Here is a 13,889-nt window from a genome sequence, read left to right as displayed (position 1 = left end):
TACGGGTTCTGTGGGGGTTCTCGGGCCGAGGCTGTCGCTCGACGTCGATACCGCGTTGGATGGAGGCATGCTCGCGAAATCCGCACTCCGCGCGTCGACTGCTGTCGTCGCGGCATCCGCGGTCGCTCTGATCGTCGCCTCGTGCGCGGCCGAGCCGGCCTCGGTCTCGGCACCGACGACCGAATCCGTCGTCGAAGGGCTCGACGCACCCTGGTCGATCGCATTCCACGACGGCGTCGCGCTGGTGAGCGAGCGTGACAGCGCGCGGGTGCTCGAGATCGCCGACGACGGCGAGACCCGGGAGGTCGCCGTGATCGACGGTGTCGCACCCGCCGGCGAGGGCGGGCTGCTCGGACTCGCGGTGCACGAGGGCGAGCTGTTCACCTACTTCACCGCTGATGACGAGAACCGTGTGGAGCGGCGAGAGATCACCGGGGAGGCGGGGGATCTCTCGCTCGGCGAGCCGACGACGGTGATCGACGGCATCCCGGCGGCGGGCAACCACAACGGCGGACGCATCGCCTTCGGACCGGACGGGATGCTGTATGTCTCGACCGGTGACGCGGGTGACCGCGACAGCGCCCAGGACATCGATGCCCTGTCTGGCAAGATCCTGCGACTCGCCCCCGAGGGAGGCATCCCCGACGACAATCCCTTCGACGACTCGCCCGTCTACAGCTACGGGCACCGCAATCCGCAGGGCATCGCCTGGGATGCGGAAGGCGCGATGTACGCGAGCGAGTTCGGACAGGACACCTGGGACGAGCTCAACGTGATCGAATCCGGCGGCAACTACGGCTGGCCCGACGCCGAGGGGATCGCCGACGATGACGACTTCATCGACCCCGTGCAGCAGTGGTCGCCGGACGATGCGAGCCCGAGCGGCATCGCGGTCACCGGATCCGACATCCTCATCGCGAACCTCCGCGGCGAGCGCCTGCGCGTCGTACCGCTCGACGATCTGACGACCAGCACCGAGCAGTTCGTGGGCGAGCTGGGCCGCCTGCGCGACGTGGTCACAGGTCCGGACGGTGCGACCTGGGTCCTCACGAACAACACCGACGGACGCGGCAGCCCCTCGCCCGGGGACGACCGCGTCCTGCGCCTCGACAGCGACTGATCCCGGGGCGGGCTCGGCAGATCATTCGTTCACGGCCTTCTCGATGGCAGCCTCGAGGTCGCCCCAGGCTTCCAGCACGACGGGCTCGCCGTCGATGAAGAAGCTGGGGGTGCTGCGCACGCCGAGGGCTTCGCCGTCGTTCTTGTCGGCCTGAACGCGCGCGAGGGTGGCGGGGTCGGCGACCGCCGCGTCGTACGCCGCCATGTCGAGTCCGAGGTCTGCGGCGAATCCGCGGAACACCTCGGGCGTCTCCTGCGACTGCTCGCCCCACTGCGACTGCGTCTCGAACAGGCGGTGATACATGTCCTCGAACCGGTCCTGCTGCGCGGCGGCCTCGGCAGCGAGTGCGGCCTGGGTCGAGTTGATGTGACCCGGCAGCGGGAAGTACCGCACGACGTAGGTGATGTCACCGGCGTACTGCTCCCGCAGGTCTTCGACGATCGGATAGAACGCGCCGCAGGCCTCGCACTCGAAGTCGAGGAACTCGACGACGATCACAGCATCCGCGCCTCCCTCGTCGAGCACGTGCGAGTCGGTGCGCACGGTCTGCAGCTTCTCGCCCTCAGGGGGAGCCGGCTCGTCGGCGCGCTGCGACATGGCGTAGGCGATGCCGACGATCGCGAGGACGATGGCTGTGGCGATGGCGATCAGGGTCGCCTTGACAGGGCTCTTCATGGGGTACTCCAACGGGTGATATCAGGCAGGGGTGAGGGTGCCGCGGTGCGGCCGGGGTCGCCGAACGGCGGCGTGCCTGATTCAGGTGCGCGAGAGGGAGAGCTGAGTGAGCGTGAGAGCGGGGACGTACAGGCGAGGGCCGGCGCGGGTCGGAGCGGCGGTCAGGAGCCCGCGGCTCCTCACGAGGAGGCGCGCGGCGCGACCGAAGCGCAGGAACAGAAGCACGAACACGAGAAGGATGCAGCACAGCGCGGCGACGACGGCTGTGCCGGTGTCCGACGACACCGCGTCGACGACCGTGACCCCGCCGTCGTGATGGACGGAGGCCGAGGCCGCGGAGACCCCGGGCGCGAGGCACAGTGCGGCATGCGCATCGGCCTTGCCGTGCGATGTCGACCACGCGCCGATGACCAGCAGCAGAGCGAGGCCGAGGGCGAGAGCGATCCGCAGGATCAGCACCCGCTCGGGGCCGTGCTGTCGCAGGCGCATCGACGGGGTGGACATGATCCGCGCAGTCTAACAATCGGGTGTCGGAACACGATCTGAGCCTCCGTCATGCCGCCGCGGCCGATCCACCTCCCGTTCACCCGCCTACACTGGAGGGGTGGCGAGACTGTTGATCGTAGGCGGGTTCCTGGCAGCCATCTTCTGGGTGTACAGCATCGTCGACTGCGCCGTCCAGCCGCCGACGAGGCACCGCGGAGTGCGTAAGGCGATCTGGATCGTCATCGTCATCCTCGTCCCGGTCATCGGCGGGATCCTCTGGTTCACGATCGGCCGCCGCCGTGCGAACGACAACGGCGGGGAGATCCGCATCGTCGCTCCTGACGACGACCCCCAGTTCCTCCGCAGCATCAGCAAGACCGAGCAGGATGCCCGCATCCGCCGCCTCGAAGAGGAGCTCGCGCGGCTCGAGGACGAGACCGACGACGGCGCTGCACCCGACGGCCCTGCACCCGACGGCACAGCGCCCGACGGCACAGCGCCGGACACGCGTCCGTGACGGCATCGCCGGCGATGCATGCCGCGGCATCCCTGATCGCCGACCTCATCGCCCACGGAGTGCGCGATCTCGTGCTCTCACCCGGCTCCCGCTCCCAGGCGCTCGCGCTCGCCGCGGTGCATGCCGCGAACCAGGGGCACCTGCGGGTGCACGTGCGCATCGACGAGCGCGTCGCAGGATTCACCGCCCTCGGTCTCTCGCGTGAGACCGGCGTCCCGACGGCAGTCCTCTGCACCTCGGGCACGGCGGCCGCGAATCTGCTGCCCGCCGCGATGGAGGCCTTCCATTCCGGGGTGCCGCTGCTGCTGCTGACCGCCGACCGTCCGCCCGAGCTCCGGGGCGTCGGCGCGAACCAGGCGACCATCCAGCCCGGCCTGTTCGGCGCCTGGGTGCGCGAGCAGAACGACGCACCCGTGCCCGGCGACGGCGACTGGTCGGGTCTCGCCTCGCGCGCCGTCGCGGCGGCGCTGGGTGCGGATGCCGCACACGGTCTGCCCGGAGTCGCCGGCCCCGTGCATCTGAACCTGCCCTCTCGCGAACCGCTCTCGGGCGAGATCCCCGCTCTCGAGATCACCCCCGGTGACGCACCGACGGCTCGTGTCGCCGAGTCTTTCGTTCTCGATCGCGGCCCGCGAACCGTCGTGATCGCCGGCGCGGACGCGGGTCCGGACGCCGAGGAGATCGCTCACGCAGGATCGTGGCCGCTGATCGCCGAGATCGTCAGCGGCGCCCGCTTCGGGCGTCAGATCGTGCACGGGTACCGCGCGCTGCTGAGCGACGACGACCTCGGGGGGCGCATCGAGCGGGCGGTCGTGCTCGGGCATCCGACGCTCAGTCGTGAGGTGACCCGGCTTCTGTCGCGCGCCGATGTCGACGTGATCGCGGTCCGCCGTGGCGGCGAGGCGCTGAACCTCAACGGACGCACGACCCCCGCGGCATCCCTCTCCGTCGCCCCCGGCGCCGCAGACCGCGAGTGGCTCGGCGCCTGGCTCACGGCATCCGCAGCTCACACCGTCGACCTCAGCGAGCGCGCGCCCGACCAGGACGGACTCGCCTCCAGCGACTTCACCGCTCGTCGCGATGCCGTGAAGGCCGAACTCGCGGCCGTGCGCCGACCTCTCGACCGCGAACTCCTCGCCGACGCCGTCTGGCGGGCGACGTGGCCGCATGACCGCCTCGTGTTCGGCTCGTCTCGGCTGGTCCGTGTCGCCGATGCGGTGCTCGGCGGCAAGAAGGTGCCGGTGCACGCCAATCGCGGACTCGCGGGGATCGACGGCACGATCGCCACCGCGACGGGTATCGCCCTGGCCAGTCAAGCGGGCGGGTCTCCCGGAGTCACCCGGGTGCTGCTGGGCGATCTCGCGTTCCTCCACGATGTCGGCGCGCTGCTGCTGCCACCCGATGAGGACGAACCGCGCATCCAGGTCATCGTCGGCAACGACGGCGGCGGCACGATCTTCGACGGACTCGAGGTGGCCTCGACGGCCGACCGCGCCGACCTCGACAGGGCGTTCTACACGCCGCACACCGTGCGACTCGAGAAGATCGCCCTCGCATACGGCTGGGAGTACCAGCGCGTCACCACCCGTACGGCTCTCGACCAGGTGCTGACCGCCCCCGCCGGCGGACGCCAGCTGATCGAGGTTCCGCTCACCCGCTGACCTGTTCTCCTCACGGCGTGAGCGCGCAGTGGCAGGATGAACGCATGACAGCGCATGAGTGGGCCAAGACCCTGCAGGTCGGCGACGGATTCCGTCTCGCGGACGTCGACCCCGAGAGCACTCCCGGCTATCACGGGGCCAAAGCCGACGGTGCGCGCGATCTCGCGGCGGGCCTGCACGAACTCAACCAGCTGCAGGAGCGACTGTTCGCCGAGAGCCGCGTGGGCGTCGCGAAGGACTCGGTCCTGCTGATCCTGCAGGCCATGGACTCGGCAGGCAAGGGCGGCATCGTGCGTCACGTCGTCGGCGGTGTCGACCCGCAGGGGGTGGCGCTCTCGGCGTTCAAGGCGCCGACCGATGAAGAGCTCGCCCATGACTTCCTCTGGCGCGTCACGCCGCGTCTGCCCGAACCGGGGTTCATCGGCGTCTTCGACCGCTCGCACTATGAGGACGTGCTGATCGGTCGGGTGCGCTCACTCGCTCCGGGTGACGAGATCGAGCGCCGCTACGACGCGATCAACGCGTTCGAGGGGGAGGCCGCGGCGTCCGGCATCCGCATCATCAAGGTCATGCTGCACATCTCGCCCGACGAGCAGAAGGCGCGCCTGATGGAGCGACTCGAGCGACCGGACAAGTACTGGAAGTACAACCCGGGCGACGTCGACGAGCGGCTGCTGTGGGACGACTACATGGCCGCGTATCAGACCGTGTTCGAGCGCACGTCGACGAGCGCAGCGCGGTGGCACGTGATCCCGGCGAATCGCAAGTGGTTCGCCCGCCTCGCGGTGCAGGAGCTGCTGCTCGACGCGCTGCAGGGCATCGACCCGCAGTGGCCGGAGGCGACCTTCGACGTCGAGGCCGAGAAGACGCGTCTCGCAGCGAGCTGAGCGGCAGTCTCCCGTCGTTGAGCGAAGAGCGCGCCCCTGTCGTTGAGCGAGGAGCGAAGCCCCTGTCGTTGAGCGAGGAGCGAAGCCCCGAGACGAAACGCGGCGAGCGACCCTCGGGACTCAGGCGAGGGCGTCGACCAGGGGGCGGAACTTGACCCGCGTCTCGAGCATCTCGGACTCGGGGTCCGAGCCCGCGACGATCCCCGCGCCGGCATAGGCCGTGACGGCGATCTCGGAAGAGGCGGGGGAGAACTGCGCGCAGCGCAGAGCGATCGCCCACTCGCCGTTGCCCGCGGCATCCACCCATCCGACCGGACCCGCGTAGCGGCCTCGGTCGAACGGCTCGAGTTCGCGGATCGCCGCGATCGCCGCAGGGGTCGGGGTGCCTGCGACGGCGGCGGTCGGATGCAGTGCGCCGACGAGGTCGAGTGACGAGCCGCCGTCGGCGAGCTCACCCTCGACGTCGGTCGCCAGGTGGAAGAGGTTCGGCAGCTTCAGCAGGAACGGCTGCTCGCTCGCGGCGAGGACCCGGGTGTGCGGACGAAGAGAGGCGAGCACGCTCTGGACGGCGTACTCGTGCTCGTCGAGATCCTTCGTGCTGGAGGCGAGGTGAGCGGATGCCACGGTGTCGGCGTCCGCATCGGCTCCACGGCCGATGGTTCCTGCCAGCACTCGCGCGGTCACGGTGCGCTGCTGCACGGTGACGAGGGTCTCGGGACTCGCGCCGATCAGTCCGTCGACCGCGAAGGCCCACGTGTCGGGGTAGCCGGTCGACAGCGCCCTCACGAGGCGACGGAGATCGGAACCTGCCGGGATGCTGCCGGTGAGGTCGCGCGCGAGCACGACCTTGCTGAGCTCGCCGTCAGCGATGCGACCGAGGGCCTGCCGCACGGAATCCTGATAGCCCTGCGGGCTCTGGGCGCCTGGGCCCACGGTGCCAGCCCAGTGCGGGCCGTACTCGCGAGTCGCCGCGTTGTCTGCCGTCGCGGCGGAAGACGAGAAGCGGATGCGGGTGAGCCAGGTGCGTCCGCTGTGACGCCCGATCACGAGCGACGGGACGATCAGCACGCTGTCGGCGGCGGAGTCCTCGTCGAACGTCAGCGCCCCGAAGGCGACGAGGCCCGAGCCGGGGAGTCCGAGTCCGTCGTCGACCTCGGCATCCTGCGCGAGCTCTCGCCAGGCGTCGGCGATCGCCGCAGAGCGCAGCGGCGCCGTGCCTGCCGGCACACGGATGGTCTCGACGACCCCGTCGCCCACGGCGACGATCCCGTCTCCGCGGCGCAGCCACGCGAGGGGCCGCGCCGGGTCGGCGAACGCCAGGAGATCCTCGACCGGATCGATCTCACGGGTCTCCACGACCAGCCTGCTGCTCACCCCTCCAGCCTAGTTCTTCGGTCGGAGGGAAGGTCGGGGGCGCGGCCTACGCTGAAGGCATGAGCGATGCGCGACCCGCCCCCGGCACCGAGATGATCTTCCAGTGGCGCAAGTGGGACGGATCCCCGCACTGGCGGCACGAGTGCGTGTACCTCGGCGCCGACGAGTGGGGCGACTGGCTCGGGCAGCCCGCCGGCTGGCACAGCGCGCGCCCCGGGGCATCCTTCGTGACTTCCGGTCCGAACGTCACCCTCGTCCCGCGGCAGACCGACTACGCGCTGACGGTCAACCGCGACCACCCCAAGGCCATGCGCATCTACATCGACATCGGATGGGACGTGCGCTGGTCGGACGACCCGCTGCTGGCTGTGGGCATCGACATGGATCTCGACGTCGTCCGGGTCGACGGCGACCGCGGGATCTGGGTCGACGACCGCGACGAATGGGAGGAGCACAGCGCGCAGTACGGGTATCCGGCAGACGTCATGACGAGGCTCGAAGCGCTGGCGCTCGACCTCGAGCAGCGCGTGCGCCACCGGACCGCACCGTTCGACGATGCGACGGGAGATCTCTGGCTCGACCGCCTCGAAGCCCTGCACCTCGCACCTAGACTGGACTCGTGACCTCGAACGATGCAAACCGCGCCGATCTCGGCAAGGACCCCGCCCGCGTCAGCGGCATGTTCGACCAGGTCGCCGCGGGCTACGACCGCACGAACACGGCGATGACGGTCGGCAACGACGCGCTGTGGCGCGCGGCCACGACCCGCGCCGTCGCCCCGAAGCCCGGCGAGAAGATCCTCGACCTCGGTGCGGGCACCGCGTCGTCGTCGGCATCCCTCGCCCGCAGCGGAGCCCAGGTCGTCGCCGCCGACTTCTCGCCCGGCATGCTCGCCGAGGGGCAGCGCCGTCACGGCAGCATCCGCAATCTCTCGTTCGTGCAGGCGGATGCGACTGACCTGCCGTTCGCCGACGGGGAGTTCGACGCCGTCACGATGTCGTATGCGCTGCGCAACGTGAACGACCCGAAGAAGGCGCTGCGCGAGCTGCTGCGCGTGACCAAGCCCGGCGGTCGCCTCGTGATCAACGAGTTCTCCACCCCTCCCGGGTCCGTGTTCCGCGCCGCCTACCGCTTCTACAACTCGCAGGTGCTGCCCAGGGTGGCCCGAGTCGCCGGCACCAACGGCGACGCCTACGACTACCTGAACGAGTCGATCCGCGACTGGCCCGATCAGAAGAAGCTCGCGGCGTGGATCCGCGAAGCGGGCTGGGCCGAGGTCGAGTACCGAAACCTGTCGTTCGGCATCGTCGCGCTCCACCGGGCGTTCAAGCCCGCGTGAACACCGCGCGCGAACCCGTACGTCTGACGAAGGTAGGCTGAGCACGTGACTTCGAGCCGCGTAGCCCCGGGTTCGCGACTGGCGAGCCGTCTCGGTTTCAGCGACCGTGTCTTCATCGGCACCGCCGGGCGACGCATCGCTCAGGCGATCGAAGACGGCCTCGAGCTCGTCGAGACGGGACTCGCCGACGACGTGCGCGTCGCCGATCCTCTGGCCGACGCCGCGAGCCGGTACCTGTACGAGGCCGGAGGCAAGCGCATCCGCCCCGTGCTCACGCTGCTCGCCGCCCAGCTCGGCGACGGCAACACCGAGAAGGTGATCGACGTCGCCAAGGCGCTCGAGATCACCCACCTCGGCTCGCTCTACCACGACGACGTCATGGACGGTGCCGATCGCCGCCGAGGCGTGCCCGCTGCACAGACCGTGTGGGGCAACAACATCGCCATCCTCACCGGCGACATCCTCTTCTCGCGTGCGAGCCAGCTGATGTCGCGCCTGGGGGAGCGGGCGATCCGCCTGCAGGCCGACACGTTCGAGCGGTTGGTCCTCGGTCAGATGCACGAGACGATCGGCGCCCAGCCCGACGACGACCCCATCGAGTTCTACATCCAGGTGCTCGCCGACAAGACCGGATCCCTGATCGCCGCGGCGACCCAGGGCGGTGTGATCTTCTCGAACGCCCCGTCGGAGTACGAGGAGCCGCTGCGCGTGTACGGCGAGAAGATCGGCGTCGCCTTCCAGCTGCTCGACGACGTGATCGACCTGTCGGCCAAGCCCGAGGACACCGGCAAGGTGCCGGGAACCGATCTGCGTGCCGGCGTCCCGACCATGCCCTACCTGCTGCTGAAGGCCGAGTCCGATGAGGCCTCGATCGACCTCGCGGCTCGCATCGACGACGGGGTCGCCCGCATCGCCGAGGGGGAGGAGCCCGCGATCCTCGACGGACCGCTCACCGAGCTCCGTGACCACGTCGGCACCCAGAAGACTCTCGCGCTCGCGCATTCCTGGACCCAGGATGCGATCGACGCGCTCGCCCCGCTTCCGCGAGGCACCGTGCGCGAAGCGCTCACCCGTTTCGCCGAGACCCTCGTCGAACGCTCCAGCTGACCGCTGGCGGCCGCAGGCCGCGTGCATCGGGCGTGACGGCATACGAAAGGACCCCTTATGACCAAGCTCAGACTGGCCATCGTCGGAGCGGGCCCCGCCGGCATCTATGCCGCCGACATCCTGCTGAAGGCCGAGCGCAAGTTCGATGTCTCGATCGACCTCTTCGAGCAGCTCCCCGCGCCCTATGGCCTGGTCCGCTACGGCGTCGCACCAGACCACCCGCGCATCAAGGGCATCATCAACGCACTCCGCGACGTTCTCGACCGCGGTGACATCCGGCTGTTCGGCAACGTGCGCTTCGGTGAGGACATCACCCTCGACGACCTGAAGAAGCACTACAACGCGGTGATCTTCGCGACCGGCGCGATCCGCGACACGACCCTCGACATCCCCGGCATCGACGCCGTGGCCTCGTACGGCGCAGCGGACTACGTCAGCTGGTTCGACGGTCACCCCGACGTGCCGCGCGAGTGGCCGCTGGATGCCGCATCCGTCGGCGTGCTGGGCAACGGCAACGTCGCACTCGATGTCGCGCGGATGCTGGCGAAGCACGCCGAGGATCTGCTGGTCACCGAGGTTCCCGACAACGTCTACGAAGGACTCAAGGCGAGCGAGGTCACCGACGTCCACGTGTTCGGCCGCCGCGGCCCAGCGCAGGTGAAGTTCACCCCTCTCGAGCTGCGTGAGCTCGGCGAGCTGCGCGACGTCGACATGGTCGTCTACGACGAGGACTTCGACTACGACGAGGCCTCGAAAGACGCCGTGGCGAGCAACAAGCAGGTCATGGTCATCGACCGCATCCTGCAGTCGTGGCGCAAGCGCCCGTCCGTCAATGACGCCAGAGGCGATGAGAACAGCGCCGGCGGCACCGCATCCCGTCGTCTGCACCTGCACTTCTGGGCCCGCCCGGTCGAGGTGCGCAAGGACGAGGCCGGCCGTGTCGCCGCTCTCGTCTACGAGCGCACGAAGCCCGACGGGCAGGGTGGCGCGGTGGGCACCGGCGAGATGCGCGAGGTGCCGATGCAGTCGCTCTATCGTGCGATCGGCTACTTCGGCTCTCCGCTTCCCGGTGTGCCTTTCGACAAGAAGCACGGTGTGATCCCGAACCGCGAGGGCCAGGTGCTCGCGAAGGACTCGAACCAGCAGATGACCGGCATCTACGCGACCGGCTGGATCAAGCGCGGGCCGGTGGGACTGATCGGTCACACGAAGTCCGACGCCATGGAGACAGTGCGCCACATCATCAACGACCAGGGCTCGTGGTGGCACCCGGAGGACCCCTCGGAAGAGGCGATCCCCGCGCTGCTGCAGGAGCGCGGCGTTCGCTGGACCGACCTCGACGGCTGGCACCGTCTCGACGAGCACGAGGTGGCCCTCGGCGCCCCGCACGAGCGTGCCCGCGTCAAGGTCGTTCCCCGTGACGAGATGGTGCGCGTCTCCCGAGGCGAGTGACCGTCATCCGATCGTTGTCGGCGCCTCGCGTGTCGGAGTCTCGCCGTCCCTAGGCTGGGCGCATGCGACTGCGCTCTCTCCTCGTGCTCGGTACGGCGGCCCTGCTGCTGGTCTCTGGATGCACTCCTGAGCCGGCCCCGACCCCGAAGCCGACGGCATCCCCGTCGGCTTCCGTGACCCCGACGCCGACACCCGAGCCGATCGTCGACCCGGAGTCGGCGTTCGACGTGACATGCGACGACGTCGCCGCCGAGATGCGCGCGCTCGTGGGCGAGCCTGAGACGCCCGTGCAACCCGTGCTGTCGGTGGTGTCGACGATGAGCTGGATCCCCGGACCCGGGCAGCACATGTTCCAGCGAGCCGGCGGGATCGCCTGCTCTGCGGGGGCGACGTTCGATCGCAACTGGGAGGTCGTGCTCGTGCCGGGTGCAGCTGCCGTGATCGCCGGTGCGACCGAGCGGCAGGGATACTGGGGGGAGCAGGCGCGCTGCGAAGACGGTGGGTGCTACTTCGAGTTCCCCGACGGAGAGGTGCTGCTCACCGCCACGGTGACCGAGCCCGGCCTCGGCGAGGCGGACACCGAGAGGATGGAAGAGGCGATGCGTCGTCTCGCGGCCTCAGCTGCATCCTCTCTCCGGGCGGTGGAGTACATCGACAGCGAGATCGTCGGCGCCCCGTGCGAGCGGTTCATCACCGAGCAGGAGGTGAACACGCTGTTCGGCGTGTCTGATGCGTTGCTCATCACCGAGTTCGGGGGATGGGGCATCCCTGCAGAGGTGTACGAATACGTGAACGGGTCGCGGATCTGCTATTTCCGAACTTCGGCGAGCGAATATGAAGGGGCGGCGTACCTGATGCTGACGACGCTCCCGGCAGGGGCGTGGGCGTTCGAGAAGCTCGATGGCACACCGGTCGACGTCGACGGGGCTGATGCCGCGAAAGCGAGTTCCGGTGACCACGGCGAGAACATCCTCGACGTGCGGGTGGGCATCGACTGGCTCCGATTCATGACCTACGACAACGGGGCGGGTGCGGCGGATCCCGCTCCTCTGGCAGCGGCGGCAGTGCGCAACCTCACGGTCGGACACACCGCTCCGCAGTAGTCGGGCAGGGGTCGGCTAGCCTGGCCGCATGCCTGAGTGGATAGCGGACGTCCTCGGCGACGAGTTCGAGCAGCTGACGCTCGAGCTCACCGCAGACGACGAGGGGCCTGTCGCGGCCACGCTCGTGCGGGCTCTGCCGAGCGAGCAGGGATGGTGGGACCGCCTGCGAGGCAGCCGCCGTCTGCTCGAGGACGTCGACGTGCTGTACGTGCACGGGTGGTCGGACTACTTCTTCCAGAAGCGGCTCGCGCGGTTCTGGACAGCGCGGGGCGCACGCTTCTACGCGCTCGACCTGCGCAAGTACGGTCGCAGCCTGCGAGACGGGCAGACGCCCGGATACATCACCGACCTCGCGACCTATGACGAGGACATCGCCGCGGCTCTCGAGGAGATGGGGCGCGGCGCCGAAGGCAAGGCATCCGCGCGTCGTCTCGTGCTGTTCGGGCACTCCACCGGAGGGCTCACGCTGAGCCTGTGGGCGTCGCGACACCCCGACACCGCCGACGCCGTGATCCTGAACAGCCCGTGGTTGGAGTTCCAGGTCGCATCGGCGCGGCCGCTCATCGCGCCGGTGGCGGAGCTGCAGGCACGCTGGGCTCCGCGTGAGGTCGCCCCGCAGGTCGATCTCGGCTTCTACACGCGCGCGCAGCAGGAGGTCGCGGATCCCGACGACCCCGTCGAGGTCGACCTGCGGTGGCGCCCCGCGCAGACGATGGCCGTGCACGCCGGGTGGTTCCACGCCGTGCTCTCGGGGCACGCCGCAGTCGCAGCCGGCCTGTCGATCGATGCCCCCGTCTGCGTGCTGCTCTCTGCGCGCTTCGCGCCCCCCACGCGGTGGTCCGAAGACCTCACCCGAGCGGACTCCGTCCTCGTCGTCGACGACATCGCGCGCGCAGCCCTCAAACTCGGACCGTCGGTCACCGTCGAGCGCATCGACGGTGCGCTGCACGACGTCTTCCTCTCTCGCCATGAGGCGAGAGAGGAAGCGTACCGCCGTCTCGATGCGTGGGTCAGAGGGTGGTCGGCAGCGCGCTGACCGCCATCAGACTCAGCGTCTCGTCGCCCGATCAGACGTAGTGCATCTGCCGGGCGAGTCGCTCGGCCTCGTCGGCGTCACCGCGCAGCACAGTGACCCGGAAGTCCCGGTAGATCTGGAGCATCCGCTCTCGATCGCCTTCGGGAACGATCCAGCCCCGAAGATTGCGGAACAGCGCCAGACTCGCGTCGTTGATCAGCACCTGGTGCTGGAGGTTGCGAGTGCGCTCGCTGAGAAACGAGAACACCGCCCACCGCGTGTTCGAGATGTGCACATCGTCATCGAGCCCGGTGTACATCTCCTCGACGAGTGCCGCGAGGCTCTCCCGTTCCTGTTGAGTCATTCTGGCGACGCCCATGCGCGCCGCCATCCCCGCCTGGTATCCGGCGAACTCGAGCGTCTGCTCCACGGTCTCCGGTGTGACCGCGGTGACCTCGGTGTATCTGCTCGGGTACATCGTCACGAGACCGAGGCGCTCGAGGCGCTGTAACGCCTCTCGCACCGGAGTCCGCGACACATGCAGTTCTTCGGCCACATCGACGTCGCGGATGCGATGCCCCGGTTCCAACACGCCTTCCACGATCTGCGCGCCGATGTGCTGGAACACCTCCTCTGCCAGAAGCTGCTTGCTCTCTCGGATACTCGTCATCGAGTTGTTGCTGTTCATGGACCGCCCCCAGTTACTTTCCAGATCCGGGCCCCCCATGATGTGCCCGGACGGCCACTACATCACGAAGTAGATCGCGATGCCAACAATCCACAGGCGCATTTTTCGGAGAGCGATTTGGCGCTCGCCGGCGGTGCGTGATCTCGGGATTGGTACAGGTGAAATTCTGCGGCCGGCGAGTGTTCAGAACACTCGCCGGCCACAGACGATGGCGTGCACGGAGCTGACTGCGCCCAGTCCCCACAAGGCGGGAACCGCGATCCGCGAAGCGCGGAACCGAGGTTCGGCAGCGCGTCATGCATCGCCGCATCGTCTGTCGCATCGGGACGCGACTCAGACCAGTCTCGGGCACTCGCGCCCATATATCGGAATGCGATCTGCGGGCATGGCGAAGGGGACGGATGCTCGGCATCCGTCCCCTTCGTTCTACGGCGTCAGCGGTAGTTGATGAACGGCCCCCGACTC

General features: G+C 69.1%; 14 protein-coding genes. 10 read left to right on the top strand and 4 right to left on the bottom strand.

Annotated elements, in window-relative coordinates; genetic code table 11:
* Positions 1 to 67: 67 nt before the first annotated feature.
* Positions 68 to 1,120: a PQQ-dependent sugar dehydrogenase gene (locus ASF63_RS12450; RefSeq protein ID WP_082478097.1), complete on the top strand. Its 1,053-nt coding sequence runs from the start codon at positions 68 to 70 to the stop codon at positions 1,118 to 1,120.
* Positions 1,121 to 1,141: 21 nt separating this feature from the next.
* Here the strand turns inward: ASF63_RS12450 and ASF63_RS12445 are convergent, their stop codons facing one another.
* Complete coding sequence (locus ASF63_RS12445; RefSeq protein ID WP_056514280.1) at positions 1,142 to 1,795, bottom strand: DsbA family protein; 654 nt, start codon at positions 1,793 to 1,795, stop codon at positions 1,142 to 1,144.
* Between the two features lie 81 nt (positions 1,796 to 1,876).
* Complete coding sequence (locus ASF63_RS12440; RefSeq protein WP_235560783.1) at positions 1,877 to 2,299, bottom strand: hypothetical protein; 423 nt, start codon at positions 2,297 to 2,299, stop codon at positions 1,877 to 1,879.
* Between the two features lie 100 nt (positions 2,300 to 2,399).
* On the opposite strand from ASF63_RS12440, the gene ASF63_RS12435 reads away from it, so the two are divergent.
* From ASF63_RS12435 to ASF63_RS12425, 3 genes are read left to right on the top strand one after another with little or no spacing between them, the layout of a single operon-like run.
* Entirely contained in the window at positions 2,400 to 2,798 is a 399-nt protein-coding gene (locus tag ASF63_RS12435) for a PLDc N-terminal domain-containing protein (RefSeq protein WP_056514279.1), read from the top strand.
* Between the two features lie 14 nt (positions 2,799 to 2,812).
* Positions 2,813 to 4,459, top strand: coding sequence for a 2-succinyl-5-enolpyruvyl-6-hydroxy-3-cyclohexene-1-carboxylic-acid synthase (gene menD / locus ASF63_RS12430; RefSeq protein WP_056514922.1), 1,647 nt, complete (start codon positions 2,813 to 2,815; stop codon positions 4,457 to 4,459).
* Between the two features lie 44 nt (positions 4,460 to 4,503).
* The gene (locus tag ASF63_RS12425; RefSeq protein ID WP_056514276.1) at positions 4,504 to 5,346 is read left to right on the top strand and encodes a PPK2 family polyphosphate kinase; all 843 of its coding nucleotides are present in this window, start codon (positions 4,504 to 4,506) and stop codon (positions 5,344 to 5,346) included.
* A gap of 120 nt (positions 5,347 to 5,466) precedes the next feature.
* Here the strand turns inward: ASF63_RS12425 and ASF63_RS12420 are convergent, their stop codons facing one another.
* Positions 5,467 to 6,720, bottom strand: a complete 1,254-nt coding sequence (locus tag ASF63_RS12420; protein WP_056514273.1) for an isochorismate synthase MenF — start codon at positions 6,718 to 6,720, stop codon at positions 5,467 to 5,469.
* 59 nt (positions 6,721 to 6,779) lie between these two features.
* Between ASF63_RS12420 and ASF63_RS12415 the strand changes: the two genes are divergently transcribed.
* From ASF63_RS12415 to ASF63_RS12390, 6 genes are all read left to right on the top strand, one after another.
* Positions 6,780 to 7,343 (top strand): hypothetical protein, encoded by a 564-nt coding sequence (locus ASF63_RS12415; RefSeq protein WP_056514270.1) that lies wholly within the window; start codon positions 6,780 to 6,782, stop codon positions 7,341 to 7,343.
* Positions 7,344 to 7,399: 56 nt separating this feature from the next.
* Positions 7,400 to 8,059, top strand: a complete 660-nt coding sequence (locus ASF63_RS12410; RefSeq protein ID WP_235560798.1) for a ubiquinone/menaquinone biosynthesis methyltransferase — start codon at positions 7,400 to 7,402, stop codon at positions 8,057 to 8,059.
* A 45-nt stretch (positions 8,060 to 8,104) separates the two neighbouring features.
* A complete protein-coding gene (locus tag ASF63_RS12405; RefSeq protein ID WP_056514263.1) occupies positions 8,105 to 9,166 on the top strand; it encodes a polyprenyl synthetase family protein in 1,062 nt (353 codons plus the stop codon).
* Between the two features lie 57 nt (positions 9,167 to 9,223).
* On the top strand, positions 9,224 to 10,618 hold the full coding sequence (locus ASF63_RS12400) for an FAD-dependent oxidoreductase (protein ID WP_056514260.1): 1,395 nt from the start codon (positions 9,224 to 9,226) through the stop codon (positions 10,616 to 10,618).
* A gap of 62 nt (positions 10,619 to 10,680) precedes the next feature.
* Positions 10,681 to 11,721, top strand: coding sequence for a hypothetical protein (locus ASF63_RS19350; protein WP_056514258.1), 1,041 nt, complete (start codon positions 10,681 to 10,683; stop codon positions 11,719 to 11,721).
* A gap of 28 nt (positions 11,722 to 11,749) precedes the next feature.
* On the top strand, positions 11,750 to 12,757 hold the full coding sequence (locus tag ASF63_RS12390) for an alpha/beta hydrolase (RefSeq protein WP_056514254.1): 1,008 nt from the start codon (positions 11,750 to 11,752) through the stop codon (positions 12,755 to 12,757).
* 31 nt (positions 12,758 to 12,788) lie between these two features.
* Here the strand turns inward: ASF63_RS12390 and ASF63_RS12385 are convergent, their stop codons facing one another.
* Positions 12,789 to 13,424, bottom strand: coding sequence for a GntR family transcriptional regulator (locus ASF63_RS12385; RefSeq protein ID WP_056514251.1), 636 nt, complete (start codon positions 13,422 to 13,424; stop codon positions 12,789 to 12,791).
* Positions 13,425 to 13,889: the final 465 nt, after the last annotated feature.

The organism is Microbacterium sp. Leaf320 (genome assembly GCF_001423485.1).
Classification (GTDB): Bacteria; Actinomycetota; Actinomycetes; order Actinomycetales; family Microbacteriaceae; genus Microbacterium.
This window is presented reverse-complemented; position numbering and strand designations above follow the sequence as displayed.